The following is a 26625-nucleotide window of genomic DNA, read 5'->3' on the forward strand; positions in this document are numbered from 1 at the left end:
GCCTTCTCTTTTTGTTCATTTTTTCTCTAATGTTAGACATTTATCACTGCCTTGTCCATTTTTTGGATATTGTCATTTATTTTGTCCATTGTTCATAAAAATGATATGAAATAAAATAGTGTTAAATCGCTTCCGGCTAAAAAATACGGAACATAAGGAGGAAGTTAAGATGAATGCAGCAAATACTTTAAAAAAACTTGGAATTGAGCAGACCTTTAACTATATTTACAAAGATCCGGACAAAAATATGAATAAGATAATGGACTGGGCTGATAAATTTTCTCAAGGTCAATTCCCTTTTCAGAGGGAAATGATTCGCGAAGCGATAGAGAATCCGGAACATCCCTATTACTCATATATCCGAAAACTCTTTAAAGATGTTGATCCTCACGTGACAAAAACACTGGCAGTTAATTTTTTCATCAACGCAGCTTTAACAGGCTGGCCAAAAGAAGAAAAATTACGCCAAAAGTATAATTGTAATATTCCTTGGGCAATTCTTCTTGATCCAACTTCTGCCTGTAATCTGCACTGTACAGGATGCTGGGCCGCTGAATATGGGCATAAATTAAATCTGACTTATGATGAGATTGATGATATTATATGCCAGGGCAAAGAACTAGGGGTATATATGTACATTTATACCGGTGGTGAACCTCTTGTCCGAAAGAAAGATTTAATTAAATTATGTGAAAAACATTCAGACTGTGTTTTCCTGTGCTTCACGAATGCTACTTTAATCGATGAATATTTTGCAAATGAAATGCTTCGTGTAGGCAATTTAGTCCCTGCTATTTCGCTGGAAGGATTTGAAGAAGCAACAGATGACCGGCGCGGAAATGGCGTATATCAAAAAGTAATCCACGCAATGGAACTTCTCCGAAAGAAAAAGCTTATTTATGGAATATCCTGCTGTTATACGAGTGCAAACTATAACTCGATCACTTCGGAGGAATTCTATGATTCTCTGATCGACCTCGGTGCATATTTCGTATGGTACTTTCACTATATGCCTGTTGGAAACGATGCCGCACCGCAGCTTCTTCCTACGCCAGAGCAGCGTATTGGTGTTTATGAAAAAATCCGTAAATATCGTGCCACAAAACCATTATTTGCAATGGATTTTCAAAATGATGCGGAGTATGTCGGGGGATGTATTGCGGGTGGCCGCCGCTATTTACATATTAATGCCAACGGAGACATTGATCCTTGTGTATTTATCCATTATTCAGATTCTAATATTCGTGAAAAAACACTACTACAGGCACTCCGCTCTCCTATGTTAATGGCATATCATGCAAATCAGCCATTTAATGAAAATATGCTCCGTCCTTGTCCAATGCTTGAAAACCCTCAAAAACTTCGGGCAATGGTAAATGAGTCTGGCGCACATTCCACTGATCTACAATCACCGGAAAGTGCAGAGCATCTTTGTGCTAAATGCGATAACTATGCAAAACATTGGAAAGTTTCCGCAGATAAACTCTGGCAGGAAAACAAAAAAAGAAAAACGTCATCTATTTCCTTAAATTAGAGAGCATCCTATAGGCATCCTCATAAAATTTCCCTAAATCGAAGGTCGCATCCCTTTCTAACCATTCGAGGAGGCTGCCAACAAAGAAACACTTATAACATTGTATAAGTGTTTCTTTGTCCTGCTCTGAAATGTTTCTTTTTTCCTTCATCTCATTCGCATAAGTACAGATGATGTGATATGCTATCTCGTTCATATTGGATAAAAGTTTTTCTTTTTCAACAGAACGAAATAAATGAAGCATTGCCTTTTTTCTTTTTGTACACTCCTGTGCCATATAGGAAAGACAATTCACTGATTTCTCTGATATTGCATATTCTTTTATAATCCCATCCGCCCATTTTTCAATAGAATTAATCATCAAGGATGGGATATCCTGAAAATGATAATAGAAGGTATTTCTATTCACATCACATCGATTTACGATATCATTTACCGTAATCTTGCTATAGGCCTTCTCCTCTAAAAGTTCCCAAAATGTATCTGTAAGTAATTCTTTTGTGCGCTTCATCTTGTCTCCTTATTATATTTTAAAAATCTTCCTCTTTTCTTTTATTTAAAGTGTAATTTATAAAAATCGAACCGGCTGATACCAGCACTCTACACAATAATACCACAAAAAATCCAATAGAAAACGGATGACTTATTTTTTCTCCTAAAATCGTTGTTGTTACAATACTCAACAAAGAACCTGCAATACCTGCAATCAAATAAATATCATATCTTGTATTACAGGCTCCAAAATACAAACTGACAATATCTCCTGGCAAAACACCTACTATTCTTGTAATAAAACAGGAAAAAAAAGTATTTTCCTTTTGATATTCCATAATTTTTTGTGTCTTTGGATACCTTTCCTGAATGCTCCGCACAACTTTTTTCCCACTAAAATATCCAATCAGATATGGAATCGTAAGTGTAATAGCAAGACCAACGGTACTAACAAACAGTGCCCTGAACGGCGAAAACAAAATACCACTTGCCAGATAAAGTGCTGACAGTGGTAAGATTACTGTAAGACTTTTTAAAGCAAAAAACAAAAAAAGTACTGCCATCGCAAGACATGTATTTTCCGGTGTATATTTTAAAACCGTTTTTACAGATAGTGCTCCCTCTGTATTTCTCATAGCCACAACAAGTATAACTATAATTATACCAATGGCAAAAGCCGGTATCAACATCTTTATATATTCTTTCTTTTCCATAATAACTCCTTTCCTTTTCCATAGCAGAACTTCTTTCTCCTGTAGTATGAACAAACAACGGCTATCTTTCTTTTAAAATACAAACTAGAACTCATTTTGTTTCCATATTTTTTAATGCTAACAAATATTTGTATCACAGAAAAGAGTCAATTATTCTATAAATATCCAGTTTTTATGCACACTTCTCATTTTGTCTAATTTTATAAAAGATAAAAAAATAAAAATTTTTATAGCGATTTTTTGAATTTCCTACTATAATGGAATCTGAATATTACTAAAAAGCTAAGAAACGGTATTATTTATACTACATTAATATCGTATCGGAAATGGAGGCAGCATGGAAATCGTTTGTTTAGACTTAGAAGGTGTATTAGTACCAGAAATCTGGATCGCATTTGCAGAAGAAACCGGAATCCCTGAATTAAAAAGAACAACACGAGACGAACCGGATTATGATAAATTAATGAAGTATCGTCTTAACATTTTAAAAGAACATGGACTTGGTTTAAAAGAAATTCAGGAAACAATAGCAAAGATTGACCCAATCCCGGGAGCGAAAGAATTCTTAGATAAATTAAAAGAGCTGACACAGGTTATTATCCTCAGCGATACTTTCTCCCAATTTGCAGGACCACTCATGAAGAAACTCGGTTACCCTACTATCTTTTGCAACTCTCTTGTTGTAGCAGATAACGGAGAAATCGTTGATTTCAAAATGCGTTGTGAAAAATCCAAGTATACTACTGTTAAAGCTCTTCAGTCTATCGGTTATGATACGATCGCCAGCGGAGACAGTCACAATGACCTTGGTATGATTCAGGCAAGCAAGGCAGGATTCTTATTTAAGAGTACTGATGCCATTAAAGCAGAATATCCTGAAATTCCTGCTTATGAAACATATGATGAACTTTATGATGCAATCAAAAAGGTAATTACTATTTGATTCATTAGGGGAAACAGACGAAAAAAGAAATAATCCCATATCCCATCTGCTCTGTAGTCGCTGTGTTTAAGATGCTCATCCGCATCTTAAACACGCTCCGAAGCCGCATCTGGGATATGGGATTATTTCTTTTTTCTGTTTTTTGGCAGGATAAGGGGGAGAAGTCAGAAGTCTTCTACTTGCTCGGAAGATATATCGTCCAGACGATTATTTTCTTTCTATAACGAGTAGAAAAGAAAAAGGGCTTATCATTTTACAAAAAATAAAGTAATCACCTTTAGAGTTATCTTGCTACGAGATGTGCATCATGCAACGTATGACATGCATTGATAAAAACAATATATTGCGACAATATAATGATAAATGTATCATGTACAGCGATAGCTTGCAGTATCATCTTATCATCAGTGAAACTTAAAAAAGTCAGCATAGTGGAAAGAGCATCGCAACTGTATAATGTGAGAGCAAGTAAAAATGCGGGCAGGCATACTTTCTGGGTAGCAGTAGTCTTCTGACTTCTCCCCTCTTATCCTTCTCAAAGACTATTGAATTCATTCACGTGAAGCCAACAAACAGAAAATAAAAATACTAGACCATCGCAAATGTAATGTGGGAACAAGTAAAAATGCCGAACAGGCATTTTCTACGCAGTGATATCTTTACAGTTGCGATGGTCTAGTATTTTTATTTTCCTCTGTTCCCTAATGAATTAAATAGTAAAGCCCATTTTTATTGCATTTTCTAAAAATTCTTTATGGTCTTCGAGATCATCTTCTCCGGCAAGACCAGGACAAAGAAGTGTTCCTCCTTTATCAAAATGCAGTAACTCACAAAGCTGTTCATAAGCATGAACAACATCATTAAACATTGCTGGATCTGGATTGGCTGATGCCGCAATCAAATATAATTCTTTGATATGTAACGTTTCTCTACCTTTTGGAAAACTGAACTGATAAAAACGGTCAATAGCTCTCTTTATCTGTGATGTAAATCCACTCCAGTAAATTGGAGATACCAATACAAGAACATCTGCCTGACGCATGAGTTCATTCATTTGTACCCCATCGTCTTTCTGACCGCAATAACCACGCTGTTCACAGCTCTTGTCCCCGGAACAACCATGTAAATTTGCAGTAGCAGCATCAAAAACTTCTACTTCATTCCCTGCTGCTACAGCTCCGCTTGCAAATGCAGTTGCCAAAGCGTTTGTGTTACCCTTTTGTCTTGGACTTCCCGTAATAATCAATACTTTTTTACCCATTTAAATTCCTCCTTTATAATAGTATTATAACACTATAAAATGATGGAAGCAAATTACAACTTAACACAATATTAAACTTCCTCCATTTTGAATGATTTTTGTTCTCCAATCAATATCTAATTCTTCATCGGATAAAATGTCTGTATAATCTACTGTATCAGCATACTTTACAAAACTCCTTTTTCCCATTTTCGAATGATCAACTAAAAGATAATTCTCGTCTGAATTCCCAAGTACACATTTTTTTACGGCTGCTTCAATCTCTTCTGCTGCAGATGCACCAAATACCGGATCATAGCTGTTTGAACCAAAAAAAGCTTTATTATAATGAAAACGGGACAAATATTCTGCAGTTGTATAATCAAGTGGTCCTCCCAAAGAACGATACAAACCTGGTGCCATGTAGAGATCAATGTTTTCATCCCGGTAAACAGTCTCCATTACAGGTACCGAATTAGTAATGATTTTTACTCGAAATGCCGGCATATAAGTAAGAATCTCAAGTACAGTTGTACTGGTATCCATAAAGAGTACATCCCCTTCTTTTATAAAGGATGCCGCTTTTTTTGCGATTTTTCTTTTATTTTCTAATTCTTTACCCTTTCTCAAAGAAAAGCTCTGACAGCCTATATTTTGTCTATCTAAAAGTGATGCCCCACCATAATGGATGGTCGCATATCCCTGTTCTTCTAACAAATGCAAATCTCTTCGGATTGTCATTTCGGATACACCAAATTGTTCAGATAAGATTTTTACGATAACTTCTCCATGTTCCCGAAGTTCATTGATAATCCGTTCTCTTCTCTTTACTCCAGATAATTCTTTTTTATATTCCATCTGTTATTTATTCCTTTCTAATATAAATATCATTTCCGAAATTATGTATTTTGTTAAAGTATATTTCTTTGTATTGATTTAATATTGCTGTTTAAATGTCTTTTTTATTATATCTCCACTGAAATGTTTTATCAAACATTATTTGTTGTATTTTCAAGCAAATAAAACATATTCAAACGTTTACTTATGTTTCTTTTAATGATATTCTAGTCTCGTCAGAAAGACATGGCTAATTTTATTAAAGGAGACACCCCATATGAGAACATATAAAGCTGTTTTTAGCGACATTGACGGAACACTGTTAACATCGGAACATATCGTATCTACTGCTACCATTGAAGCGATTGTTTCTCTTCAGAAGAAAAATATTCCTTTTGTTATTATTTCTTCCCGAAGTGCTTCCTGCATTTATCCCATTTTAAAAAAACATCATTTCCAATGTCCGATCGTGGCATGCGGAGGTGCATGGATTGAGGATATGAACGGCCGGATTCTTTCAAATGAAGGTATGAGCAGACAGACAGCAGCTACTGTTATCGAATTTATGACAGAAAAAGATTTCGATCTTGCATGGGGCATCTATTCCGGAAAGAACTGGATTACAAATGACAGAACCGATGCTCGTATTCTCCATGAAGAAAGTGTTGTGGAAGTAGAAAGCGTAGAAGGAACTGTCACTTTATTGCCGGATGATGCGGTCGTTAATAAAATTCTCTGTATGTGCAACCCTGCGTGCATTCTTCAGATTGAAGAAGATTTAAAAGAGGCATTTCCAACTCTATCCATTGTAAAATCCTCAAGTTACCTGTTAGAAATTATGCCAGCCGGAATGAATAAAGCCAAAGGTATCCGCAAGTTCTGCGAGACTATTGGCATTGCTACCGAAGATTCCGTAGCATTTGGCGATAATTACAATGATTTGGAAATGCTTCACGCAGCCGGCTGCGGTGTTTTAATGGGAAATGCTCCAGCAGCTATACGGGAGACATTTCCTGGAAAAGTTACTCTTGATAATAATCATGATGGAATTCCGGTTGCTCTCAAAGATTTAGGAATGATTTAATTCGTTGAGATAAACTGACGAAATTCTATGATACACTAAAATGTATTTAAAAACATTTTTTTAATAAAACACAAGGAGATCTACACTATGAAACTTGCATTTATCGGAACAGGAAAAATCATTGCAGATGCATTATTTGCAATCGAACCAATAAAAGAAATTGAAAAAACGGCTATCTTTGCCAGACCTCACAGTAAAGAAAAAGCAGAGGCTTTTGCAAAGCAGTATAATATCGCTGAAGTTTATACCGATTATGAAAAGTTACTTACTGAAACTGCAGCAGATACGGTTTATATCGGACTAATCAACAGTGCACATTATTCTTATGCAAAGGAAGCTCTTCTTCACAGAAAAAATGTTATCCTTGAAAAGCCTTTTACTGGATTTTATAAAGAAGCACAGGAATTACAACAAATTGCAGAAGAGAATAAATTGTTTATTTTTGAGGCTGTAACGGTACTTCACAATGAAGTATTTTATGAGATGAAGAAAAATGTTGAAAAACTTGGTACTGTTCGTATGGCTCTTTGCAATTATTCCCAATATTCCAGTCGGTATGATGCATATTTGGAAGGAGATATCACACACTCTTTTGACCCTGCATATTATGGCGGTGCACTTTATGATATTAATGTTTACAATATTCATTATTGTGTTGGATTGTTCGGTGAACCGAAAGATGTCACTTACTATCCAAACATCGGTCCAAATGGTATCGATACTTCTGGAACTTTGGTTCTTGTATATGATGGTTTCAGTGCTGTATGTACCGGAAGCAAAGATTCTGACAGCCCAGGATATGTTTCTATTCAAGGTGAACAAGGCTTTATGAAAATAGACAGCAAACCAAATATTGCCTCCGAACTTACTACCACTTACGTTGATGAAAATGTAAAAGAACGGGTTCGTGATGCTGCTGGTGCTATGGTTCGTGCTACAATCACAGACCACTTTATTGCAACAGAACAGCACCACCGTATGACTCAGGAATTTTTAGATTTTGCAAAAATCATTGATGAAAAAGATTATGAGGCTGCATATGAGCTATTAACAGAATCAGTGACTGTAGTAAGCATTCTTGAAAAAGCCCGAAGCAAAGCTGGAATCAAATTCTGATTTGTAGCGTTGGAGAAATAAACAGACGAACCCTCCTCCCCTGTAATCTATAAAAATGCTTCGTTTCACTGCGTCCAAGCTGCTCATCCGCAACTTGAACTTGCTCAAAGGCGCATTTTTATAGATTACAGGGGAGGAGGGTTCTGTGTATTCCAATCCTACAAATCGGTGGAAAAAGATTGGGGGATGAGAACAGAAGATATAGGAACTCTAGCTTATTATTGTAAAATTGCTGTGATATTATAATAATATTTTGTGTATCAATCCTTAATATTTCATTTCATGTTTATGGCCTCGGAGCAAGGTTTGGATGTGAGCGCTGTAAGCGAACATTCAAACCGCCGCGACTAAAATCACAATATGCTTTATTTAGCTTCAGGAGTTCGTCTGCTCCGCAGCCTCACAAATCAGAATTCTTCGTACATTCTTCGCAAAGTCCATGAAGTAAATCCCCACTACATTGTAACTGAAAATGATGCTCTGCCATAATATGTTTTCTTAATTCATCCATAAATCCGCAGTCTAAATGCATTACTTTTCCGCATTTTATACACTTCAAATGCAGATGTTCCCGGCAATTCCCCTGTTCTCCTGCATATTGATAAACTGCTTTATCAGAATTTACATCCGAATACTTTATAATGATATTTTCCGCACAGAGCTTATCAAGAAAACGATATATGGTCGTTGTATTTACACTGATTTCTTTTTCCTCAAGGTGCCTTTTTATATCTGCTGCACTTATTGTAGAGGAACAGTTTTTTTTGAGATAATCAAGAATTTCTGATCGGTTTTTCGTTGTGTAAGGTTTTCTTTCTTTCATAATGTATGTATACTTCCTTTTTTGTTCTTACAATGATATCTATATCGTTTATAGTCATGATTTCATCTTTATTTTACTCATGTTTTTCTTTTTAGTCAATGTTCACCAGAAGAATTCAAGATGAATTAAATTGACAATCTTCTATATTATGCATAAAATAAGGTTAAGTTTTCTGACCGACTGTTGAATCAACAAAAAGATGAAATCAAACGAACTATTTGAAAAACAAACAGTTTGTCTATTCAAGAAAGAAAGAGAGATTTTAATATGGTGTTACGTCAAATTTATGCATTATATTTTAGTCCCACAGGGGGCACAGAAAAAATAGTATCTTCAATCGCTGATACTTTATCCAGATCATTGGAACTTCCGGTACATTTGGTTGACTTTACATATTTAGAAAATAGACAAAAAGAATATCATTTTCCAAATGACTCTCTTGTCATTATTGGTACTCCTGTCTATGCTGGAAGAATTCCGAATAAGATTCTTCCTGATTTCAAGAAATGTATCGTAGGTGCAGGACACACTCCGGTGATTTCTGTCTGTGTTTATGGGAATCGTAACTATGATGAAGCATTGCGTGAATTGTTGCTCCTATCAGAAGAGAATGGATGTATTCCTGTGGCTGCGGCTGCAATGATAAGCCAGCATGCTTTTTCTGACACTCTTGCAAAAGGAAGACCTGATATTCAAGATTTTAAAAAACTAAATTCCTTTTCTAAAAATATCGCACAACTTTTGAAAGACGATTCCACTGCTATGGCAATAGATTATGACCGCGCAACTCCTCTTGCCCCTTACTATACACCGCTTAAAGCAGATTTGACACCAGCACGTTTTTTAAAAGCCACACCACTTACAGACCTTCAAAAATGCTCTCACTGTGGTCTCTGTGTCAAAAAATGTCCTATGAACAGCATTTCGAAAGAAGATGTTTCAAAGGTAACCAGCGTATGCATAAAATGTCAGGCCTGCATTAAAATCTGCCCGGCTCATGCAAAGTATTTCGTAGACGAAGCGTTTCTTTCTCATGTAGAAATGTTAGAAAATACATACGCTGAACGAAAAGAACCAACGTTTATAATTACAAACTAATTTCTCAAAAAATACTAGATAAAACAAATACTAATAGGAGCAATTCACATGGAAAAATCAGTTTTAGATATAATATGTGCTTCGTTAGACAGCTTTTTTGAATCCGAAAAAAAGATTGGCATTCCGGCGGTATCCGGTACAATCTGAGAAACACAAATCGGCTATACTTATAATATGACAGCAGATGATGTTAAAGTTATTTCTTACACTATCCCTTTACCAGTATGTTGACCGAAAAACAACAACAGGATATAATAAGATAAAAAGGGCGGAGGTTACTTATGAATAAATATTTAAAACGTACTCTGGTTGTTTCCACAATCATGATTATCATCTTTGTCATAATTATGGTCTGGCCACTTCCTCTTCGTAAGGTTCTTAGAAAAGAAGCAGATACAACAGCTATGACAGTCAGCCTGTCTGAACATGACACAAATATATCTTCCTTTTCTCTGTCTGCGAACTCTGTAGAATATCGAAAAATTATAGAGATTCTTGAAGATTACACATATCACTGCACCTGGTACAGTTTTATTCCCCATGAATCTTTTACCGGACATGGAGAGAATCTGATTATTTATACAGGGGACAGCGGAATTATTGTTGATGTTGATAAGGGACGAGTCTTTGTTGACAAAGGAACCGCAGAACATACCTATCGAATTGATTATTTTGGACATAATGATGCAGCACAGCTTGCAGCACAAATAAAAAAAGTATTAAAAATCTAATCTATCGTTTACAAAAACGAAATAAAATAATCCTCTTACAGCATTTATTTTGGATGGTTATACTTATGGATACTATTTGTATTATAAATCCACACCAGAATTATTTGCTATAAGGGGATTTTTTTAATATTTTTTCAGAACAATTTGTAACTTTGTCTTTTGAATAAATTTCAACAGATTCTATATACTATGGTTATCAAAAATTTAAAAGGAGAAACCAAATGCATACAGATTCTACAAAACTTACAGATACCGCAAAACTTTTAAAAGAATGCGATGCCGGAACTAAAATGGCGATTTCATCTATTAATGAAATTTTAGAGAAAGTAGAGAATCCAAAACTAAATGAAATCCTCACCCTCAGCAGGAATGCACATGAACAATTAGAATCAGAGATTCATTCTCTTCTTAATTATCATGAAGAAGAACAAAAAGAACCAGATCCAATTGCAAAGGGTATGTCTTTTATTAAAACAAATTTTAAAATGGGTATGAATGAAAGTGATACTACTGTTGCTGGGCTTATTACTGATGGCTGTAATATGGGAATTAAATCTTTAAATAAATATTTGAATCAATATAAGATGGCCGATGAAATATCCAAAAAGGTTACAGAAAAGCTCATCCGCCTTGAAGAAGATCTTCGCAAAGACTTAAGAATCTATCTTTAAATTCATTCACCACAGAAAAAATGAAAATGAAAGACCCGCCGGAAATGAAACACAAAAGAATAAACTCACTTCCGACGGGCATATGCAAAATGCAAAGTACTATTGTATTATATATTTTTTCTTATCTATTTTCAATACTAATAACATGAAATGTCGATTTCATGTCATGAACAACCATTTATTATTCATTATATACTTGCAAATTGCCAAAAATATTATATAATATAAACTATATTTATAAAGAAAAGAATACTATATAATATAAAATAGATTTTAGGGGGGGAAATTATTTTATGATTTCAATTGCAATTTGTGACGATAATGAAATTACTACTCAGGAAATTGCCAAAAAGGTGGAACAATGCTGTCCTATCGAAACTGAATTTTCTATTTTTCATCATCCTAAGGATCTCCTAGATTCTATACATGCCAAAGAGAAAGCTTATGATATTATTTTAATGGACACCGAATTTGAGTCCGCTTCGGGTATTGAGGCTGTAAAACAGATTAATGCCTGGCATCCGGATTCCCAAATTATATATATTACGAATCATGTTACTTATTTTTCTTCTGTTTATGAAACCTCTCACATCTTTTATATTTTAAAAAAAGATATAGATAAATATCTTCAAGCTGCATTGAAAAAGGCAATCCGTCATCTAAAAAAGATAAATCAACTTTATTTAATCATCCATACAAAACAGAATGATATTCGTCTTCCACAAAGCAAGATATTATATTTGGAACGAATCATGCGCACAACAAATATTTATACAGCAGATGGAGTCTATCAAACGCCGGAAAGATTAGATTCTATCAGTGAGCGCCTTTGTCCATGGTTTTGTCTCTCCCACCGCAGTTATCTTATAAATGGACGGCATATTATAAATTTAGACCGGCATCACGCAATCTTATCAAATGAAATTTCCATCCCTGTGAGCAGAACCTGCTATGAAAATGTAAAGAAAACCTTTGCCGGATGTGTCTGGTCAGAAGAATTTTACACTACATAAATAAGATTTTTCTTGACAATATATTATTTAAGTGATAATATATAGAAGTTGGTTATGCAGTTTTAATAACTGTTAACACCTGCCGCTGTGGCGGAATTGGCAGACGCATACGACTCAAAATCGTACGGGAAACCATATGGGTTCGAGTCCCATCAGCGGCATCATTTTTTTTAGTATATAGTATCATATAGTACAAAAGTATTTGCAGAGTTTTTTAGATAACCGTATGTTTTATCTAAAAGGCTTTTTTTATTTTATGAAATTATATTCTTTTAAAACAAACCGCTCCGCAAGAATGTGCACTTCTAAACATAGTTTAAAGATAAAAGCTGTCGCAATAGCGACAGCTTCTTTTAAAAATACTTTTTGTTCCCCCACAGTCCTGCTTTCTTTAATTCAATATACTGCTGGTAAGCATCTTCTAATATCTGCCGTTCGTTAGGAAATCGAAGCAAATGATACGCTTCATGGTACTTATAGTAGCCGGAATCTTCAAAATATTCTTCTTTTTGAGGCTTGGAGTAATAGCTGTCAGCCATCATCAAATACCAATGCACCTGTTTTACAACAACATCATGTGCCGTATTAAAAGTATACTGGCTCTTTCCTACATACTTTATTGCAGAAGCCTTTACTCCTGTCTCTTCATGAACCTCTCTTAAGGCAGTTTCTTTATATTCTTCTCCTGCCTCCACTGTTCCTTTTGGAAGAACCCATCCGTCATATCTGTTCTTATAATTCTTATATAACAGAAGTATCTTTCCCCGAAATATTACAACACCACCGCAGCTTGTCGCCTTAATCATTGCTCTATCCTCCTGTGCTGACAATTCTGGTGTGTTCTACACTTATATTAAGTATACCAAATCAACAGAAGGTTTGCAAGAACAGCCTTTTTATACAGATCTTATTCATCTGACTGTGCAGTATTCTTTTTTTCTCCGTAGTACTCTTTCATATTATTATTATAATAGGAGTTAAATATCTTTTTCGCAATGGGAACTGCATATTTACTTCCTGCACCTGTATTTTCCACAAGCACACAAACTACAAGATCCGGATCTTCTACATTAGAGTACCCTACAAACCATGCGTGAGCATATTTCCCTTCATTTTCTGCGGTTCCTGTCTTTCCGGCAGCGGTATACAGGTCGGTGTCAAGGCTGTATCCTGTTCCATCTGTAACTACTTCACGAAGCATTTTCTGAAGCTTTTTAGCATCCTTTTTAGACATAAGGTCTGCATAGATTTCAGGGATATTTTCTTTGACAGTTGTATTATCTGCACCTTCTATATGATCTATAACATATGGTTTCATAAGTACTCCATCGTTGGCAACTGCACACATTAACAGTGCATTATGAAACGGTGTCATTAGCGTATTTCCCTGTCCGATTACTGTTTGTGGAATTTCTCCTTTATCGGAATGTTCATTTAACTCAAAACGACTTTTCTTTACAGACAGATCAAACGGTATGTTCTGATTAAAAAGGCACTTTTTATTCAAAGCTGCAAACTGCTTTATATCTAATTTACTTCCAAGTGTAACAAAGGCAGTATTACAAGATTTTGCAAATGCTCTATCCAAGTCAACTTCTCCATGTTCTTCGTTTTCATAGCAGCTAATCCGTACACTATTTATAATCGTTTCCCCCTCACAATCATAACTGAACTTTTTATAGGTGGTTGGACGCTCTTCCATATACTCTAAAGCCGTCAATATTTTATAAGTGGATCCTGGAGGATATAATCCCTGTGTTGCCCTATTTAAAAGACAGCTTTGTGAAGAATCAGACGTAATCTTATTCCACATATCATCTAATTTATTAGGGTCAAAGTCCGGCTTAGAAACCAGCGCCCTTACTTTCCCTGTTTTCGGCTCGATTGCCACCACTGCTCCTCTATAATCATCTAATGCCTCATATGCTGCCTTTTGAAGGCGAGTATCTAATGTTGTTATGACATTATCCCCAATATTTTTCTGGCTTGCTACACCGTTACTAAGCTGTTTCATTAACTTTTCATGAGAAGTCAGCAACTCTTTATTACAGACCGCTTCAAGACCCGCTTTTCCATAACTGGTATATCCAATAATATGCGCAAACATATTTTCATAAGGATAATGCCGAATCTCATCTCCCGCTTCATTGTTCTCTGAAAATGCAAGAATCTTGTCATTGGCACTGATGATCTTACCTCTCTTTGTCTGCTCTGACAAAGAAGAATTCCTTTTATTATAAGAACTCTCCGAAACTTTTACACTATCTTTTAAAGTAAATCTTACTACATATCCAGCCAGACCTAAAAATAAAGCAACTACAATCACACTGGTCTGAAGCATATACCGGTTTGTTTTTAACTTTTTTCCTCTTCTTGGAGTAAAAATTTCTTTTATACCAGAAAAACCTTCTCTCTTTTGATTATGTTTACGAGACTTTCCGGCTGCTACTCTATTTTGGCTAGTTACTCTCGTTTTTCTTGTTTGATTGCTCTTCTTCATCTTCATCATCCTCTTTATAGGCAATGATAAATATGCCCTGCATTACTGCAAAAATTATTAAAGTACTCGCTACCGAACTTCCTCCATAGCTGATCAGCGGCAGTGTTACTCCTGTAGACGGAATAAACTTTGTCACACCACCGATTGTTAAAAACACCTGGAAAATAAAACAAATAGAAAAACCGTAAGCTAGAAGCTTGTAGAAACGCCCTCTTACATCCATTGCTATTTTCAAAAAATGTACAAACACCCCTAAATAAATCAAAATAAGACAGATTGCAAAAAGAATTCCAAACTCCTCTGTGATTGCTGAAAAAATAAAATCACTTTCCACAACTGGTATATCATTTGGTCTTCCCTGTGTAAGACCCTTTCCAAGCCAGCCACCAGCAGCAATCGCAAATAAAGACTGTGTAACCTGATAACCGCTTCCTTCTATTACTGACCATGGATCTTTCCATGCAATAAAACGGACTCGCACATGTGCAAAAAGCATATATGCAAGATTAGCCGCTACCGCTCCGGCACCAAGTCCTCCAAATAAATAAATTCCTCTTCCCGTAGCAACATAGCAAAGGAAAACATATACAACAAAATAAATAAGTGCTCCACCTAAATCCTTCTCAGCAATCAATATCATGACATGACAGGCTGAAAATATTGTTGTGATAAGCATTGTTTTAAAATCCGGTGCTTTTGTCAACATTGCCGCAATAAAAAACACGAACGATATCTTTACAAATTCTGATGGCTGCAACGCAATACCATGCCCTAGTGAAATCCAGTTTGTCGCACCATTTTGTGATGTACCGATTACAAATACACTCGCTAAGAACAAAAGACCTAAAATCCCATATACCCATTTCAGACGTTTAAGCCCTGCCGCTTTTTGCATAAAATATGGAATAAATAATACGATAACTGAAGTTCCTGCTGCAATGGCAAACTGTTTTACCGCCTTATCAAAGGATAAGCGAGTCAGCATAACAAAACCGATCAGTAATAAAAAGCATGTGTGGTTCATTAAAATTCTGGAGCAATCTACATATACTCTGGAATAAATGAATATAAGCAGTTTAAAAAAAGCAACCTGTACTGCATACAAAAAAATCAACTTCGTATCTAATGTTTTTACGAACAAAACTCCATAACAAATAAAATGGAACAAAAACATAAAAAGTTCCTGCCTGTCCATCCTTTTTGCCTGTACCTTCTCAGAAGACGGAAGAAAAACGGTAAAACAGGAAATTGCATAGATGACACCCATGATGATAATAATATAATTGGATCCTGTTGAAATTAAATTCACCATACTTTCTTTCCCACCTTTCTATTCTATACCGTAGTTCCAGTGATGTTCTGTATCATCCTTTTGAAGATCACACATAAAATGATTCTCCTGCCAGATCAGATACCTGTCTTTCATCTCTTTGATTTCCTTTTCTGACATATGGAATAAATCAAATCTATGCCTTGTAACATAAGGAATACTTCCCGTAAGGTCTTCACCGATAAGATCATATGGTTTATCCTGCCAGATCAGATTATAACATTCCCTGCAATGTGTTGTAACCGGAAGCTTTCTTCCTTTTTTATCTTCAAGCCATATTTCTTCTGAAGTTTTATTACAATGTCCGGTTGTCTTTTTCATACACTGTGTTGACTGCATTACAGGAATTCTTCCATGAATAAGAACTTCAAATTCTTCTTTCTTCTGTATATCTTTTATATTTCTTATATGTTCAACCTGTCCTAAACACTTCTCATAACAGTGTTCCAGCATCGCATTAACTTCTCTGCCGGACAATTCTATTGGTATCTCCCTCACTGTCATCTCTGGATACAGTGCCGCTGTTTCAGAAACTGCACTGGAATTCCAGTGATACAGAGAAGCTGCTGCGATAATCTTCGCTGTGCAGCCTTTCAGTTCATGCAAAAATTCTGCTTCATTTATAGTATATGCATATATTCCATTCCAAATAGAGGATACACATACTTTTTCTAAATTCAAATTAGTTCTGAACACATGTGGTAAAGCTAAATAAACGTTCTTACCTGCATCTGATACTGCCTGACCAAATTGCAGTAATTCTTCCTCTGAGAAAAATTCTGAAGCAAGACAAACCCCATCAAAAAAGGAATCTTTGCAACATATCATACACTGTTCCCTATTATAAACTGTTGCAATTCTTTCATCGATAGATATTTTTCCTGTGAAATTCTCTGTAAAATCTTCTTTCAAGCCTTCTTTCTCTAAACATACGATCTTATTTATTTTATTATTTTCCTTATCCTTTTCATTATTTTCCAATACGCTTCTTCTTTTCGTATTCTTCAATCTTTCTTCTAACAAAGAAAAGCCTTTTTGCCGCACAGTTTTTAATACAGACATAGGAAGGAAACAATCTTCCTCCATATTCACTTCAAAATTCTCTAATTCAAACGGAACTGTTCCTGTTTTATGCATCTGCCTTAAAATATCTTCTTTTGTAACAGGTCTTTTCTTGGATAATTCTACAACAGGCCCTTCTACAAACGCATATTCTTCACGACAAAACAGCTGGAGCATCAGCGGTTCTCCAACTTTTAAAGTAATATTTCCGCTTACCGGATATTTTATCACTTTATTTAAAATATTTTTTCCGATATGATCCGAAAGCTCAATATTCTTCCTTCGATATACCAACGTTCCCTCTTTCAGTCCCTGTGTCCTTGGAATATTTAATGTAATCTGTCCCTTTTTCTTTCCATCTTCCTGACATTTAGATGGTACCGTAAGAACAAGTTCCTCCTGCCTATCCAAAGATACCGGTATAACTAGAATATCCTTCGGATGTAGTCTATCTTCATAGGAAATCCTCACTTTATTTTTAGAAACAGAACATACTTCGCCAATTCGCCTGCCCGTATTCTTAGGAGAACGTACTGACATCATATTCTGTCCATTATGCTGTTTCCAGTAACCAGTTGTAAAGCTTCCTCTGCAATATAATTCTTCCAGCGCATGAATATCTGATTCTTCTGGTTTAAAATGTTCTCTCTGTTCCCAGTTAGCAAAAATTTGATCGAGATACTTTCTATAAATAGAAGTAACCCCAGCTACATATTCTACATTCTTCATTCGTCCTTCTATCTTTAGAGAATCCACCGGAAGCTCCATTAATGAAGGCAATAGAGAAAGGGAACATAAATCTTTGGGGCTAAGTAAATAATTCCCCTGTTTTGATGTATGCAGATTATTGCCATTATGATCTTTTACTTTATATGGCAGTCTGCATGGCTGTGCACATCTGCCTCGATTACCGCTTCTGTCTCCATACACACTACTTAAAAGACACTGTCCTGAATAACAGTAGCATAATGCTCCATGAACAAAAACTTCTATATCCAGTCCTGTCTTTTCTTTTATTGCCTTTATCTCCTCTAAAGATAGTTCTCTTGCAGGCACAACTCTGGTCATTCCCATTCTTTTTGCCGCAACAGCTCCATGAATATCTGTTACTGTCATCTGTGTGCTTCCATGTATCTCTATCTCAGGAAAATGTTCACGAATAAAACGAGCAGCTCCCATATCCTGAACAATTACTCCATCTAATCCATTCTCATAGTAAGGGAAAAGAAACTCTCCTAATTCTTCAAAAAGTTCCTCTTCCTTCATCAAGGTGTTCACAGTAAGATATAACTTTCGTTCATGAAAATGCGCAATTTGCAATGCCTCTATCATATCTTCTCTGGAAAAATTCTGTGCGTAGGCTCTGGCACCAAATTTCTCTCCGCCCATATAGATCGCATCGGCTCCTGCTGATACCGCTGCCTTTAAATGTTCCAAAGAACCTGCCGGAGCAAGTAATTCCGGCAGGTTCCCTCTCTTAACGAAACTCATGGTTTGTCTCCAGTCCAATCATACGTTTTTGTAACTCATTGACCTTTGTCTTATAATCTTCTACCAGCTTATTCGCTGTATCAATCTGCAGCTTTTTATCTACGACTTCCTGCTTTAATTCATAAAGCTCCTGTTCCCTGTCTCTGCTATCCTGATTAAATACTTCAATCTCTTCTTTCAGCTTGAACACTTCTTCGGCAATAGTAAGTGCCAGTAAAATATCTCTATACTCTGTAGAAAGCTTATTATATCCTGCCTGTGTTTTTAACTCACTTATCTTGCCATCGACATAAGAGGCAAGTTTCTGAAGATAACTATCACTTCCACCGGACAGTCGATATACTTTACCATCAATTACTACTGATAATTCTCTTTTTCCTTCCATATTCATCATTCATCCTCCTGTGATGCAAAATCAGATCTTCTCTTTAAAATACTTCCTCCGGTACCGGATAGCCAAGATGTTCATAGGCTAAAACTGTTAATGCCCGTCCTCTAGGTGTACGTTTAATCAGTCCTCTCTGAATCAGAAATGGTTCATACACGTCTTCTATCGTTCCAGAATCCTCTCCAATCGCTGCTGCCAATGTATCTAGACCGACTGGTCTTCCCATAAACTTTTCAATCATTGTCTCTAACAGATTGCGGTCTGTGGCATCTAATCCCATAGAGTCTACTTCTAATAAATCAAGCGCTGTCTGTGCTACTTCATAAGTAATCATCCCATCATATCTTACCTGAGCAAAATCCCGGACTCTTTTTAGCAGTCTGTTTGCAAGTCTTGGTGTTCCCCGGCTTCTCTTACCAAGTTCCATCGCTCCTGCCTCATCAATCTTCACACCAAGAAGTTCTGCTGAACGTTCTACGATTACTTTCAACTCCTCATCTGTATAGAACTCCAGACGATTCACCACACCAAAACGATCACGTAATGGTGCCGTAAGCATTCCTGCTCTTGTGGTTGCTCCCACTAATGTAAAATGTGGCAGATCCAGACGAATTGACTTAGCCGAAGCTCCTTTACCAATCATAATATCTATCGAGAAGTCTTCCATCGCCGGATAAAGCACTTCCTCAACCTGACGGTTTAAACGATGAATCTCATCAATAAACAAAACATCTCCATCTGAAAGTCCATTCAGTACCGCTGCAATCTCTCCAGGTTTTTCAATCGCCGGTCCGGATGTAATCTTTAAGTTACTGTCCATCTCATTCGCGATAATACCTGCCAACGTTGTCTTTCCAAGACCGGGAGGTCCGTATAATAATACATGATCCAGTGCTTCTCCACGCATCTTCGCAGCCTCTATAAATACGCGAAGATTCTTCTTCACTTTCTCCTGTCCTATATATTCTGTTAAATTCTGTGGTCGAAGACTGCCTTCTACCGCAATGTCTTCTTCCATAAGCTCTGTGCTAATCATTCTGTCCATGACATCACCTTACGAAAATGTTAATATAATTTTTAATGCTTCTTTTAATAACTGCTCTGCATCCATTGTATCTGCATCAGATACACCTCGCACTGCACGATAGGCCTCCCCATTAGAATACCCCAGTGCAGTTAATGCCTGCACCGTATCTGAAATACTGTCTCCATCTCCTGCCTGTAAGCTTGCTCCCGTCTCTTCTTTCATGGAAACTGATTCCAAATCTTCTAAATTCAACTTATCTTTTAACTCGATGATCATCCGCTTCGCACCCTTTGGACCAATCCCCGGAGTTTTTGCGATACTCTTTGCATCTTCACTGAATACGGCATAATATAAGTCTTCCACTGTCATCGTAGAAAGTACAGATAATGCTGCCTTGGGTCCAATACCTGATATACCGAGCAAAATCTGAAAAGTATCTAATTCCTGCATAGAAGAGAAACCAAACAATGCCAAAACATCTTCTCTTACATACAAATACGTGTGAAGCATGACATTCTCTCCGCTCTCCATACTGTCAAGAACTCTGGATGGCACTTTAATCTGGTAACCTATTCCATGATTCTCAATGACAATGTAATCATTTCCTTTAAACGCAACCGTTCCTTTAATATATGAAATCAAATGAAATTCCTGCCTTCTTTTCAAATTGTTACCAGAACTTATATTCTGACTTCTGACATGATACCATAGTTTCCATGATATTACAACTCTTTTACTTTAACGACATTTACCTTGAAACCTTCTGTAAAATCTTTCAGAAATCCGTTTGACATATAAAACGTTCTCTGCTATGGTTAGTAAGAAATTTATACGACAGCACTTTGCAGCACTGGAGGCATCATGTTAACAATCAACAAAGTATTCCCGGAAAAAACAATACCGGAAAAAACAGATTCTTTTTTATTCTTCGATATAGAAACTACTGGTTTTTCAAAAGATAATACGATCTTATATTTAATCGGTTGTGGATATTTTATTGAAAATGGATTTCAATTTATTCAGTGGTTTAATGACGATGGAACAAGCGAAGAAGAAATTCTTCTTGCTTTTCATGACATTTTAAAACAAAAAGACTGGCAGCTTGTTACTTTCAATGGCAATAGCTTTGACATTCCCTATCTAAAGCGCCATTACGAATTAAATGAGTTACCTTGCGATATAGAAAGTTTCCCTTCTCTTGACTTTTATCAATTTTTAAAACCATTTCAAAGTTTATTTCAAATGACACATGGAAAACAAAAAGATTGGGAACATTTTCTTGAATTATATAGAGAAGATATTTATGATGGGGGACAGCTTATTGCTGTATACAAAGAATATCTCATGAACAAGGATGAGGCTTTACTCCATAATCTTCTTCTCCATAATGAAGAGGATCTTCTCGGAATGAAGTATCTCCTTCCACTTTTTTCTTATCGTATGTTACTTTCAAAGGATCTCTCTCTCATAAAGGTTTCTCCAGGAGAAAGCCTCTTTGAGAAAGGAACAGGCAGCATTGCGATATCTTGTAAACTTCCGCTTGCTTTACCGAAACCATTAAATTTTTCTACTTCGATCGGCAGTATCTCTACCGATAAAAATGATTCTTCTATTTTAATCATTTCTCTTCCTTATATAGAAGAAACATTAAAACACTTTTTTAAAGACTATCGCAATTATTATTATCTCCCGGAAGAAGACAGAGCCGTTCATAAAAGTGTCGGATGTTATGTAGAAAGAAAGTACCGCCGGGCAGCGAAAGCGTCCACTTGCTATATAAAGAAGGAAGGAATTTTCCTTCCTATCCCCAAAACACAAAAACATTATGGAATTCAGATTGAAAGATATCCTTATCAAGATTCTTTTCCTCTTTATAAAAGAGAATTCAAAAGTCCTCGTTCTTTTGCAGAATTCGATAATCTCTTTTCTGATAAAAATGAAAGCCTCTCTATCTATCTTAGAGATGTCATAAAAGAACTTTTTATCATTCATATACAAGAAATTAATGATTTAATTTAGAAAAAAACAGCCAAAAACAAGAATTTCCAGCCATAGCAACATAGCTATATAACGGTTGGAAATTCTTGTTTTATGTTTATTGATGCTACATAGCCTGAATGTATTTCAGAAAAATTGTTCTTTAAACCCACATTTCTTCTTCAATCCAGTCAAGTGCCTCTTCATAATCTTTTCTTGCTTCTTCAATCTTTAACGGATCCTGGCGATCAAGAATCCTCTCAAATTGCTGGGTTACCATCTCAAGCTGTTCACGAAGTTCACCTGTCGTTTCTTCGTAAAGTCGTTCTCCCCGCAAAAGCAGAACTTTATTCTTTTCCTGCTCTCTTGGTGGAATTTTAAGGTAAGAAAGTTCTTTCATACGAGCTTTCATCTCTTCTTCTGTCATACTGTTTTCCTGATTCTTTATAAGGCGGGTTATCGTTTCTCCTGTAGAGACAATTTTAGCTTCAACTTCAAGTAATGCATTAATATCATAAGTATAAGTAATGTCAATCTGTTCCTTTCCAGCCTCATTATCCGGAACAGTAAGTTTTAATGTTCCAAGAGAAACATTGTTTGAGGCAAATCGGCTTTCGCCCTGTAATATGTGTATTTCCACCTGTGTCTGATGATCATAAACCGTAAAGAATTGCTGCGTTCTGCTTGCTGGTATTACCGTATTTCTCTCAATGATCGGACAGAAATGATTTCCCTCTATATGATCATTCTCTGCTTTAACAGAAACTTCGGTTCCAAGAGTAAACGGGCAGACATCTGTAAGAATCACTTCTTTTACTGCTTCTTTTCGTTCTTTCATCGCTGCCTGGATTGCTGCCCCAAGTGCAACTGCCTCATCTGGATTAATGCTTGTATCCGGTACTCTGCCAAATAACTTTCCAACAAATTTACGAACAAGCGGCATCTTCGTTGTTCCTCCAACTAATACAACTTCGTCAATTTCTCCAGGTTTCACACCGGCATCCGAAAGGCTTCTTCTTACCGGAGTTTTAATACGGTCTAAAAGCTGGCTGCTCATTTTTTCAAATGCCCCTCTTGGTATAAGGGTTTCTACCTTTTCACCACTTACCGATGCCTGCATACGATAAAAAGAATCTGCTGTATTACATTTACACTTTTCTGCCTGATTACGGTAATATGCTTTTTCCTTTGCAGAAAGACTCTCTTCATTTATTCCATGTTCTTTATAAAATTCTTCAACAATCAAATTTGTAAAGTCTTCGCCACCAAGATAATTATCCCCGGCAACCGCCCTTACCTCAAGAATATCGTCAAACAACTCAAGAATGGAAACATCAAAAGTTCCTCCACCAAGGTCAAAAACAAGAAAACGCGTATTATCATTTTTCTGGTAAAGTCCATAGGCAATTGCTGCCGCAGTTGGCTCGCTGATAATTCGTTCCACTTTAAGTCCTGCTAATTCACCTGCCTGTTTTACTGCTTTTCTTTTTACTTCATTAAAGTATGCTGGAACACTGATAACCGCTTCCGTTACTTCTTCTCCAAGATAGACTTCCGCATCTTCTTTTAAAGAACGAAGAACCATTGCGGAAAGTTCCGTTGCTGTAAATGTTTTATTACCAAGTTTAAATTCTTTTCGGCTTCCCATACTTCTCTTAAAGAGATCTGCTGTCTGGCTCGGATACACTGCCATTCGTTCTCGCGCCGTTTTACCTACATAAACCTGATCATTTTCATCAATACTGACTACTGACGGTGTCAGTCTTTCTCCTAATCGATTTGGAATAATTTCAGGTCCATGTTCTGTATAGTACGCTGCAAGTGAATTTGTCGTTCCTAAATCAATTCCAATAATCACTGTATTTCCTCCTGTAACATTTTTAAAATCTGCGTTTTTCGATACGAGATTTCTGTCCATTCTTCCTCATCCATCTCGGACTGTAAAGACCATCCTTTTTTCTCAAGTCTTTCAAGAATGGCATACGCCTTTTCTAAATCTTCCCGGTTTTTTGCTCTTATTGCAATATATCTTGCTCGAAGAAGTTCCAGTTCATCACTGTTTACTTCTCTTTTCTCTGCCACATCCAGGATATCTTTTACGCTGTCAAGCTCACCAAATATCAGATACATTCGAATTAAAGTACAATATGGTTTTGCATGATATGGATATAATGTGGTTGCTCTTTGATAGTCATTGACTACTTCCTGATATCTTCCAAGATACAGACAAGCTTCCTGTCTCAAAAGATATGCCGGGTAGTACTGCGGATCTATAGCAAGCATCTTATCACAAATATCAAACATTTTAGCATATTCTTTTTTTCTGCGCCAGATATCTGCTGCCGTATGGTAATAACTTACTTTTTGTGAAACATCTTTTTCCGCTGCTACCGCCCTTTCTATGTCATTCATTACCTCAGAAAGACTGCCTTCTTTTCCGTCAAGAATCATATCTGCCTTAGCAGAAGCAATCGTATAATAAGCATAGCCAAGACGAGCCATCTGCCTTGTCGTTTTCTTCGTTCCATCCGGACGAAGCTTCTGTATGGCATGAAGCCACAAAACCAGATGTTCTAATGCCTTTTCATCTTCATTTACTGTGAGATAAATTCTTCCCTTTAAATTATGATAGTCAAGGGTATGGCTCTCATCCGGAACAAAACGATCCAATAACGCAATACCATCCTCAAATCTCGAATTCTGATAATAGCACCATGCAAGTTCCATCAGACTATCCTGATTTAAATGATTCTCCTTATAGTCTGGCTCTAACTCTGCTATAACATACACATTCGCTTTGTTAAGATCTGCCACTAAACGCTCATCTACCGGACTTTCTTCGAGCAGATCAAGAATTGCCTCTCTTGCTTCCCGATATCTTCCTTCCTGAAGTACTGCTTCCATCCTGCCGGTTCTTGCAAGAAAAGACTGCGGATGTGCTTCTAATACTTTATCATACAGCTCTATCATTCCATCCCATTGATTCTTTTCCTGGCAATACCTTCCATAACAGCACACAATACGCTCTTCCTGTGGATATTTTTCAGCAAGCTGCCGAAAGATAGTTCCTCCTTCTTCCTGCCTCACTTCCTCTTTTTCACTGTAAAGAAGCCTTGCCTTCTCTAACTTTGTATATGGATGATAAATCGTATATTTTTCTTCCATGAGCTCATACTCTTGCCAGGCTTCTTTTTGCATACCAAGATCCGCATACTGGCGAAGTTTATGATAATGCTCTATGTAATCATCAATATCCTGACTGACTTCACCTTCAAATAATTCATAATTTAACGCACCGTTATAGCGGACAACCTGTAACAAAAAATCAACATAAGGCTCCGGAAAAAGTTCTAGAAGTTCCTTTCGATTACCTGTAATAGAAAAAGTACGATCAATCTTCTTCCATACTGCTGCCGGCAAACGGAAATGTTCCATCAAAAATACTAAAAATCTCTGCCGTACTTCTTCACCGCTTTCTAAACTGATACAGATATCTTCTGAAAAAAGACTCTCCCACTCCTGCTCATCAATTCTCCGATAAAAATCATTATAAAGCTGTTCACAGCGAAAAATAAAATCTTCAACTGGTGACAGCCTTTTCTTCTTCTCGTCTTCCTTTTGTCTGGCGTATTTTAATGCTTCCTCGTAAGCTTCCCGAAGAATCTTAAATCCATTTGGATCATCTTCCGGATTTACAGTATGAAGCTTCTCTCTATATGCTTTTTTAATTTCTTTTTCTTCTTTTGTCGCTTCTATTCCTAATGTGTTAAAAAAATCATTCATCTTTATAACTGCTTAAATACTTCTCCTATCTTATCATTAATTATTAAATCTGCCTGAGAATCTCTCTCTGTCTTTGACTTATTAATTAAAATGAGATGACTTCCCTTAAAATAATCAATCAGCCCAGCTGCCGGATAAACAACAAGAGAGGTTCCTCCAATAATCAGCACATCTGCCTGACTGATATACTGTACCGTTTTTGAAATGACTCTCTGATCAAGTCCTTCCTCATATAAAACAACATCTGGCTTTATCAGTCCTCCACATTCATCACACTTTGGCTGACCCTCGCTGTTTTTTACATAAGCAGCATCAAAAAACTTCCCACAACTCATGCAGTAATTTCTGTGGATACTTCCATGGAGCTCTAATACATTTTTGCTGCCTGCCATCTGATGAAGTCCATCAATATTCTGCGTAATAACCGCACGACATTTTCCCTGTTTTTCCCACTCTGCAAGCTTGTAATGTGCCGCATTCGGCTTAGCATCTAAAGCCATCATTTTATCTTTATAAAACTCATAAAATTCCTTATTACGTCTCATAAAAAAAGTGTGGCTTACGATTGTTTCCGGTGGATAATCATATTTCATGCTATAAAGTCCATCGGTACTTCTAAAATCAGGAATACCACTTTCTGTAGAAACTCCCGCTCCTCCGAAAAATACCAGATTATCTGTTCCATCAATAATTTCTTTTAACTGTCTGATCTTCTCGTTCATAATAAACCTCCTATGCTGTGCTGATTAATACGATAATAAACCAGTATCTT

Annotated in this window: 24 protein-coding genes and 1 tRNA gene; 10 read left to right on the plus strand and 15 right to left on the minus strand. The window is 36.4% G+C overall.

What is annotated here, in order from left to right:
• The first annotated feature begins 169 nt into the window (after positions 1–169).
• The gene (locus EHLA_RS08745; RefSeq protein WP_096240351.1) at positions 170–1534 is read left to right on the plus strand and encodes a radical SAM protein; all 1365 of its coding nucleotides are present in this window, start codon (positions 170–172) and stop codon (positions 1532–1534) included.
• Here the strand turns inward: EHLA_RS08745 and EHLA_RS08750 are convergent.
• Positions 1518–2045, minus strand: a complete 528-nt coding sequence (locus EHLA_RS08750) for a TetR/AcrR family transcriptional regulator (RefSeq protein WP_096240353.1) — start codon at positions 2043–2045, stop codon at positions 1518–1520. The two genes, EHLA_RS08745 and EHLA_RS08750, sit on opposite strands and share 17 nt — an antisense overlap.
• A gap of 19 nt (positions 2046–2064) precedes the next feature.
• The gene (locus tag EHLA_RS08755) at positions 2065–2739 is read right to left on the minus strand and encodes a TVP38/TMEM64 family protein (RefSeq protein ID WP_096240355.1); all 675 of its coding nucleotides are present in this window, start codon (positions 2737–2739) and stop codon (positions 2065–2067) included.
• 337 nt (positions 2740–3076) lie between these two features.
• Between EHLA_RS08755 and thrH the strand changes: the two genes are divergently transcribed.
• On the plus strand, positions 3077–3682 hold the full coding sequence (thrH, locus tag EHLA_RS08760; RefSeq protein WP_021906536.1) for a bifunctional phosphoserine phosphatase/homoserine phosphotransferase ThrH: 606 nt from the start codon (positions 3077–3079) through the stop codon (positions 3680–3682).
• A gap of 709 nt (positions 3683–4391) precedes the next feature.
• On the opposite strand, the gene EHLA_RS08765 is transcribed toward thrH, so the two are convergent.
• A complete protein-coding gene (locus tag EHLA_RS08765) occupies positions 4392–4943 on the minus strand; it encodes a flavodoxin family protein (RefSeq protein ID WP_096240357.1) in 552 nt (183 codons plus the stop codon).
• A gap of 60 nt (positions 4944–5003) precedes the next feature.
• The gene (locus tag EHLA_RS08770; RefSeq protein ID WP_096240359.1) at positions 5004–5780 is read right to left on the minus strand and encodes a DeoR/GlpR family DNA-binding transcription regulator; all 777 of its coding nucleotides are present in this window, start codon (positions 5778–5780) and stop codon (positions 5004–5006) included.
• A gap of 256 nt (positions 5781–6036) precedes the next feature.
• On the opposite strand from EHLA_RS08770, the gene EHLA_RS08775 reads away from it, so the two are divergent.
• Both EHLA_RS08775 and EHLA_RS08780 read left to right on the plus strand, forming a co-directional pair.
• The gene (locus EHLA_RS08775) at positions 6037–6843 is read left to right on the plus strand and encodes a Cof-type HAD-IIB family hydrolase (RefSeq protein WP_096240361.1); all 807 of its coding nucleotides are present in this window, start codon (positions 6037–6039) and stop codon (positions 6841–6843) included.
• 87 nt (positions 6844–6930) lie between these two features.
• Positions 6931–7959, plus strand: coding sequence for a Gfo/Idh/MocA family protein (locus EHLA_RS08780; protein ID WP_021907436.1), 1029 nt, complete (start codon positions 6931–6933; stop codon positions 7957–7959).
• A gap of 400 nt (positions 7960–8359) precedes the next feature.
• Here EHLA_RS08780 and EHLA_RS08785 read toward each other — a convergent pair whose 3' ends face one another.
• The gene (locus EHLA_RS08785) at positions 8360–8782 is read right to left on the minus strand and encodes a Fur family transcriptional regulator (protein ID WP_096240363.1); all 423 of its coding nucleotides are present in this window, start codon (positions 8780–8782) and stop codon (positions 8360–8362) included.
• A 267-nt stretch (positions 8783–9049) separates the two neighbouring features.
• Between EHLA_RS08785 and EHLA_RS08790 the strand changes: the two genes are divergently transcribed.
• From EHLA_RS08790 to EHLA_RS08810, 5 genes are all read left to right on the plus strand, one after another.
• Positions 9050–9880 (plus strand): EFR1 family ferrodoxin, encoded by an 831-nt coding sequence (locus EHLA_RS08790; protein ID WP_096240365.1) that lies wholly within the window; start codon positions 9050–9052, stop codon positions 9878–9880.
• A gap of 281 nt (positions 9881–10161) precedes the next feature.
• Entirely contained in the window at positions 10162–10611 is a 450-nt protein-coding gene (locus EHLA_RS08795; protein ID WP_096240367.1) for a hypothetical protein, read from the plus strand.
• 221 nt (positions 10612–10832) lie between these two features.
• A complete protein-coding gene (locus EHLA_RS08800) occupies positions 10833–11282 on the plus strand; it encodes a hypothetical protein (protein ID WP_096240369.1) in 450 nt (149 codons plus the stop codon).
• Positions 11283–11575: 293 nt separating this feature from the next.
• Positions 11576–12295 (plus strand): LytR/AlgR family response regulator transcription factor, encoded by a 720-nt coding sequence (locus EHLA_RS08805; protein ID WP_096240371.1) that lies wholly within the window; start codon positions 11576–11578, stop codon positions 12293–12295.
• Positions 12296–12376: 81 nt separating this feature from the next.
• Positions 12377–12456, plus strand: a tRNA-Leu gene (locus EHLA_RS08810).
• A gap of 192 nt (positions 12457–12648) precedes the next feature.
• On the opposite strand, the gene EHLA_RS08815 is transcribed toward EHLA_RS08810, so the two are convergent.
• The 7 genes from EHLA_RS08815 to ruvA form a co-directional block, all read right to left on the minus strand.
• On the minus strand, positions 12649–13101 hold the full coding sequence (locus tag EHLA_RS08815) for an NUDIX hydrolase (protein WP_021907335.1): 453 nt from the start codon (positions 13099–13101) through the stop codon (positions 12649–12651).
• A gap of 101 nt (positions 13102–13202) precedes the next feature.
• On the minus strand, positions 13203–14795 hold the full coding sequence (locus tag EHLA_RS08820) for a peptidoglycan D,D-transpeptidase FtsI family protein (protein ID WP_157908568.1): 1593 nt from the start codon (positions 14793–14795) through the stop codon (positions 13203–13205).
• The gene (locus tag EHLA_RS08825) at positions 14755–16107 is read right to left on the minus strand and encodes an FtsW/RodA/SpoVE family cell cycle protein (protein WP_242970702.1); all 1353 of its coding nucleotides are present in this window, start codon (positions 16105–16107) and stop codon (positions 14755–14757) included. The genes EHLA_RS08820 and EHLA_RS08825 overlap by 41 nt, the downstream gene beginning before the upstream one ends.
• Positions 16108–16125: 18 nt before the next feature.
• Complete coding sequence (locus tag EHLA_RS08830; RefSeq protein ID WP_096240373.1) at positions 16126–18678, minus strand: peptidase U32 family protein; 2553 nt, start codon at positions 18676–18678, stop codon at positions 16126–16128.
• Positions 18665–19072 carry a cell division protein ZapA gene (locus tag EHLA_RS08835; RefSeq protein WP_096240374.1) on the minus strand — a complete coding sequence of 136 codons (408 nt, stop codon included), beginning with the start codon at positions 19070–19072 and terminating at the stop codon, positions 18665–18667. The genes EHLA_RS08830 and EHLA_RS08835 overlap by 14 nt, the downstream gene beginning before the upstream one ends.
• Before the next feature lie 34 nt (positions 19073–19106).
• Positions 19107–20111 (minus strand): Holliday junction branch migration DNA helicase RuvB, encoded by a 1005-nt coding sequence (gene ruvB / locus EHLA_RS08840; RefSeq protein ID WP_096240375.1) that lies wholly within the window; start codon positions 20109–20111, stop codon positions 19107–19109.
• Positions 20112–20120: 9 nt separating this feature from the next.
• A complete protein-coding gene (ruvA, locus tag EHLA_RS08845) occupies positions 20121–20735 on the minus strand; it encodes a Holliday junction branch migration protein RuvA (RefSeq protein ID WP_154581372.1) in 615 nt (204 codons plus the stop codon).
• A 219-nt stretch (positions 20736–20954) separates the two neighbouring features.
• Between ruvA and EHLA_RS08850 the strand changes: the two genes are divergently transcribed.
• On the plus strand, positions 20955–22112 hold the full coding sequence (locus tag EHLA_RS08850; RefSeq protein WP_096240377.1) for a ribonuclease H-like domain-containing protein: 1158 nt from the start codon (positions 20955–20957) through the stop codon (positions 22110–22112).
• A gap of 121 nt (positions 22113–22233) precedes the next feature.
• On the opposite strand, the gene EHLA_RS08855 is transcribed toward EHLA_RS08850, so the two are convergent.
• The 3 genes from EHLA_RS08855 to EHLA_RS08865 are packed head-to-tail and all read right to left on the minus strand — an operon-like array spanning position 22234 to position 26575.
• On the minus strand, positions 22234–23928 hold the full coding sequence (locus tag EHLA_RS08855; protein ID WP_096241602.1) for an Hsp70 family protein: 1695 nt from the start codon (positions 23926–23928) through the stop codon (positions 22234–22236).
• On the minus strand, positions 23925–25853 hold the full coding sequence (locus EHLA_RS08860; protein ID WP_096240378.1) for a tetratricopeptide repeat protein: 1929 nt from the start codon (positions 25851–25853) through the stop codon (positions 23925–23927). The genes EHLA_RS08855 and EHLA_RS08860 overlap by 4 nt, the downstream gene beginning before the upstream one ends.
• 2 nt (positions 25854–25855) lie before the next feature.
• Positions 25856–26575 (minus strand): NAD-dependent protein deacylase, encoded by a 720-nt coding sequence (locus EHLA_RS08865; RefSeq protein WP_021907325.1) that lies wholly within the window; start codon positions 26573–26575, stop codon positions 25856–25858.
• Between the last annotated feature and the right edge of the window lie 50 nt (positions 26576–26625).

The organism is Anaerobutyricum hallii (assembly GCF_900209925.1).
Lineage (GTDB): Bacteria > Bacillota > Clostridia > Lachnospirales > Lachnospiraceae > Anaerobutyricum > Anaerobutyricum soehngenii.

Coding starts and splice junctions, on each gene's coding strand:
- EHLA_RS08745 (WP_096240351.1), top strand. CDS start 170: ATGAATGCAGCAAATACTTTAAAAAAACTTGGAATTGAGCAGACCTTT.
- EHLA_RS08750 (WP_096240353.1), bottom strand. CDS start 2,045: ATGAAGCGCACAAAAGAATTACTTACAGATACATTTTGGGAACTTTTA.
- EHLA_RS08755 (WP_096240355.1), bottom strand. CDS start 2,739: ATGGAAAAGAAAGAATATATAAAGATGTTGATACCGGCTTTTGCCATT.
- thrH (WP_021906536.1), top strand. CDS start 3,077: ATGGAAATCGTTTGTTTAGACTTAGAAGGTGTATTAGTACCAGAAATC.
- EHLA_RS08765 (WP_096240357.1), bottom strand. CDS start 4,943: ATGGGTAAAAAAGTATTGATTATTACGGGAAGTCCAAGACAAAAGGGT.
- EHLA_RS08770 (WP_096240359.1), bottom strand. CDS start 5,780: ATGGAATATAAAAAAGAATTATCTGGAGTAAAGAGAAGAGAACGGATT.
- EHLA_RS08775 (WP_096240361.1), top strand. CDS start 6,037: ATGAGAACATATAAAGCTGTTTTTAGCGACATTGACGGAACACTGTTA.
- EHLA_RS08780 (WP_021907436.1), top strand. CDS start 6,931: ATGAAACTTGCATTTATCGGAACAGGAAAAATCATTGCAGATGCATTA.
- EHLA_RS08785 (WP_096240363.1), bottom strand. CDS start 8,782: ATGAAAGAAAGAAAACCTTACACAACGAAAAACCGATCAGAAATTCTT.
- EHLA_RS08790 (WP_096240365.1), top strand. CDS start 9,050: ATGGTGTTACGTCAAATTTATGCATTATATTTTAGTCCCACAGGGGGC.
- EHLA_RS08795 (WP_096240367.1), top strand. CDS start 10,162: ATGAATAAATATTTAAAACGTACTCTGGTTGTTTCCACAATCATGATT.
- EHLA_RS08800 (WP_096240369.1), top strand. CDS start 10,833: ATGCATACAGATTCTACAAAACTTACAGATACCGCAAAACTTTTAAAA.
- EHLA_RS08805 (WP_096240371.1), top strand. CDS start 11,576: ATGATTTCAATTGCAATTTGTGACGATAATGAAATTACTACTCAGGAA.
- EHLA_RS08815 (WP_021907335.1), bottom strand. CDS start 13,101: ATGATTAAGGCGACAAGCTGCGGTGGTGTTGTAATATTTCGGGGAAAG.
- EHLA_RS08820 (WP_157908568.1), bottom strand. CDS start 14,795: ATGAAGAAGAGCAATCAAACAAGAAAAACGAGAGTAACTAGCCAAAAT.
- EHLA_RS08825 (WP_242970702.1), bottom strand. CDS start 16,107: ATGGTGAATTTAATTTCAACAGGATCCAATTATATTATTATCATCATG.
- EHLA_RS08830 (WP_096240373.1), bottom strand. CDS start 18,678: ATGAGTTTCGTTAAGAGAGGGAACCTGCCGGAATTACTTGCTCCGGCA.
- EHLA_RS08835 (WP_096240374.1), bottom strand. CDS start 19,072: ATGATGAATATGGAAGGAAAAAGAGAATTATCAGTAGTAATTGATGGT.
- ruvB (WP_096240375.1), bottom strand. CDS start 20,111: ATGGACAGAATGATTAGCACAGAGCTTATGGAAGAAGACATTGCGGTA.
- EHLA_RS08850 (WP_096240377.1), top strand. CDS start 20,955: ATGTTAACAATCAACAAAGTATTCCCGGAAAAAACAATACCGGAAAAA.
- EHLA_RS08860 (WP_096240378.1), bottom strand. CDS start 25,853: ATGAATGATTTTTTTAACACATTAGGAATAGAAGCGACAAAAGAAGAA.
- EHLA_RS08865 (WP_021907325.1), bottom strand. CDS start 26,575: ATGAACGAGAAGATCAGACAGTTAAAAGAAATTATTGATGGAACAGAT.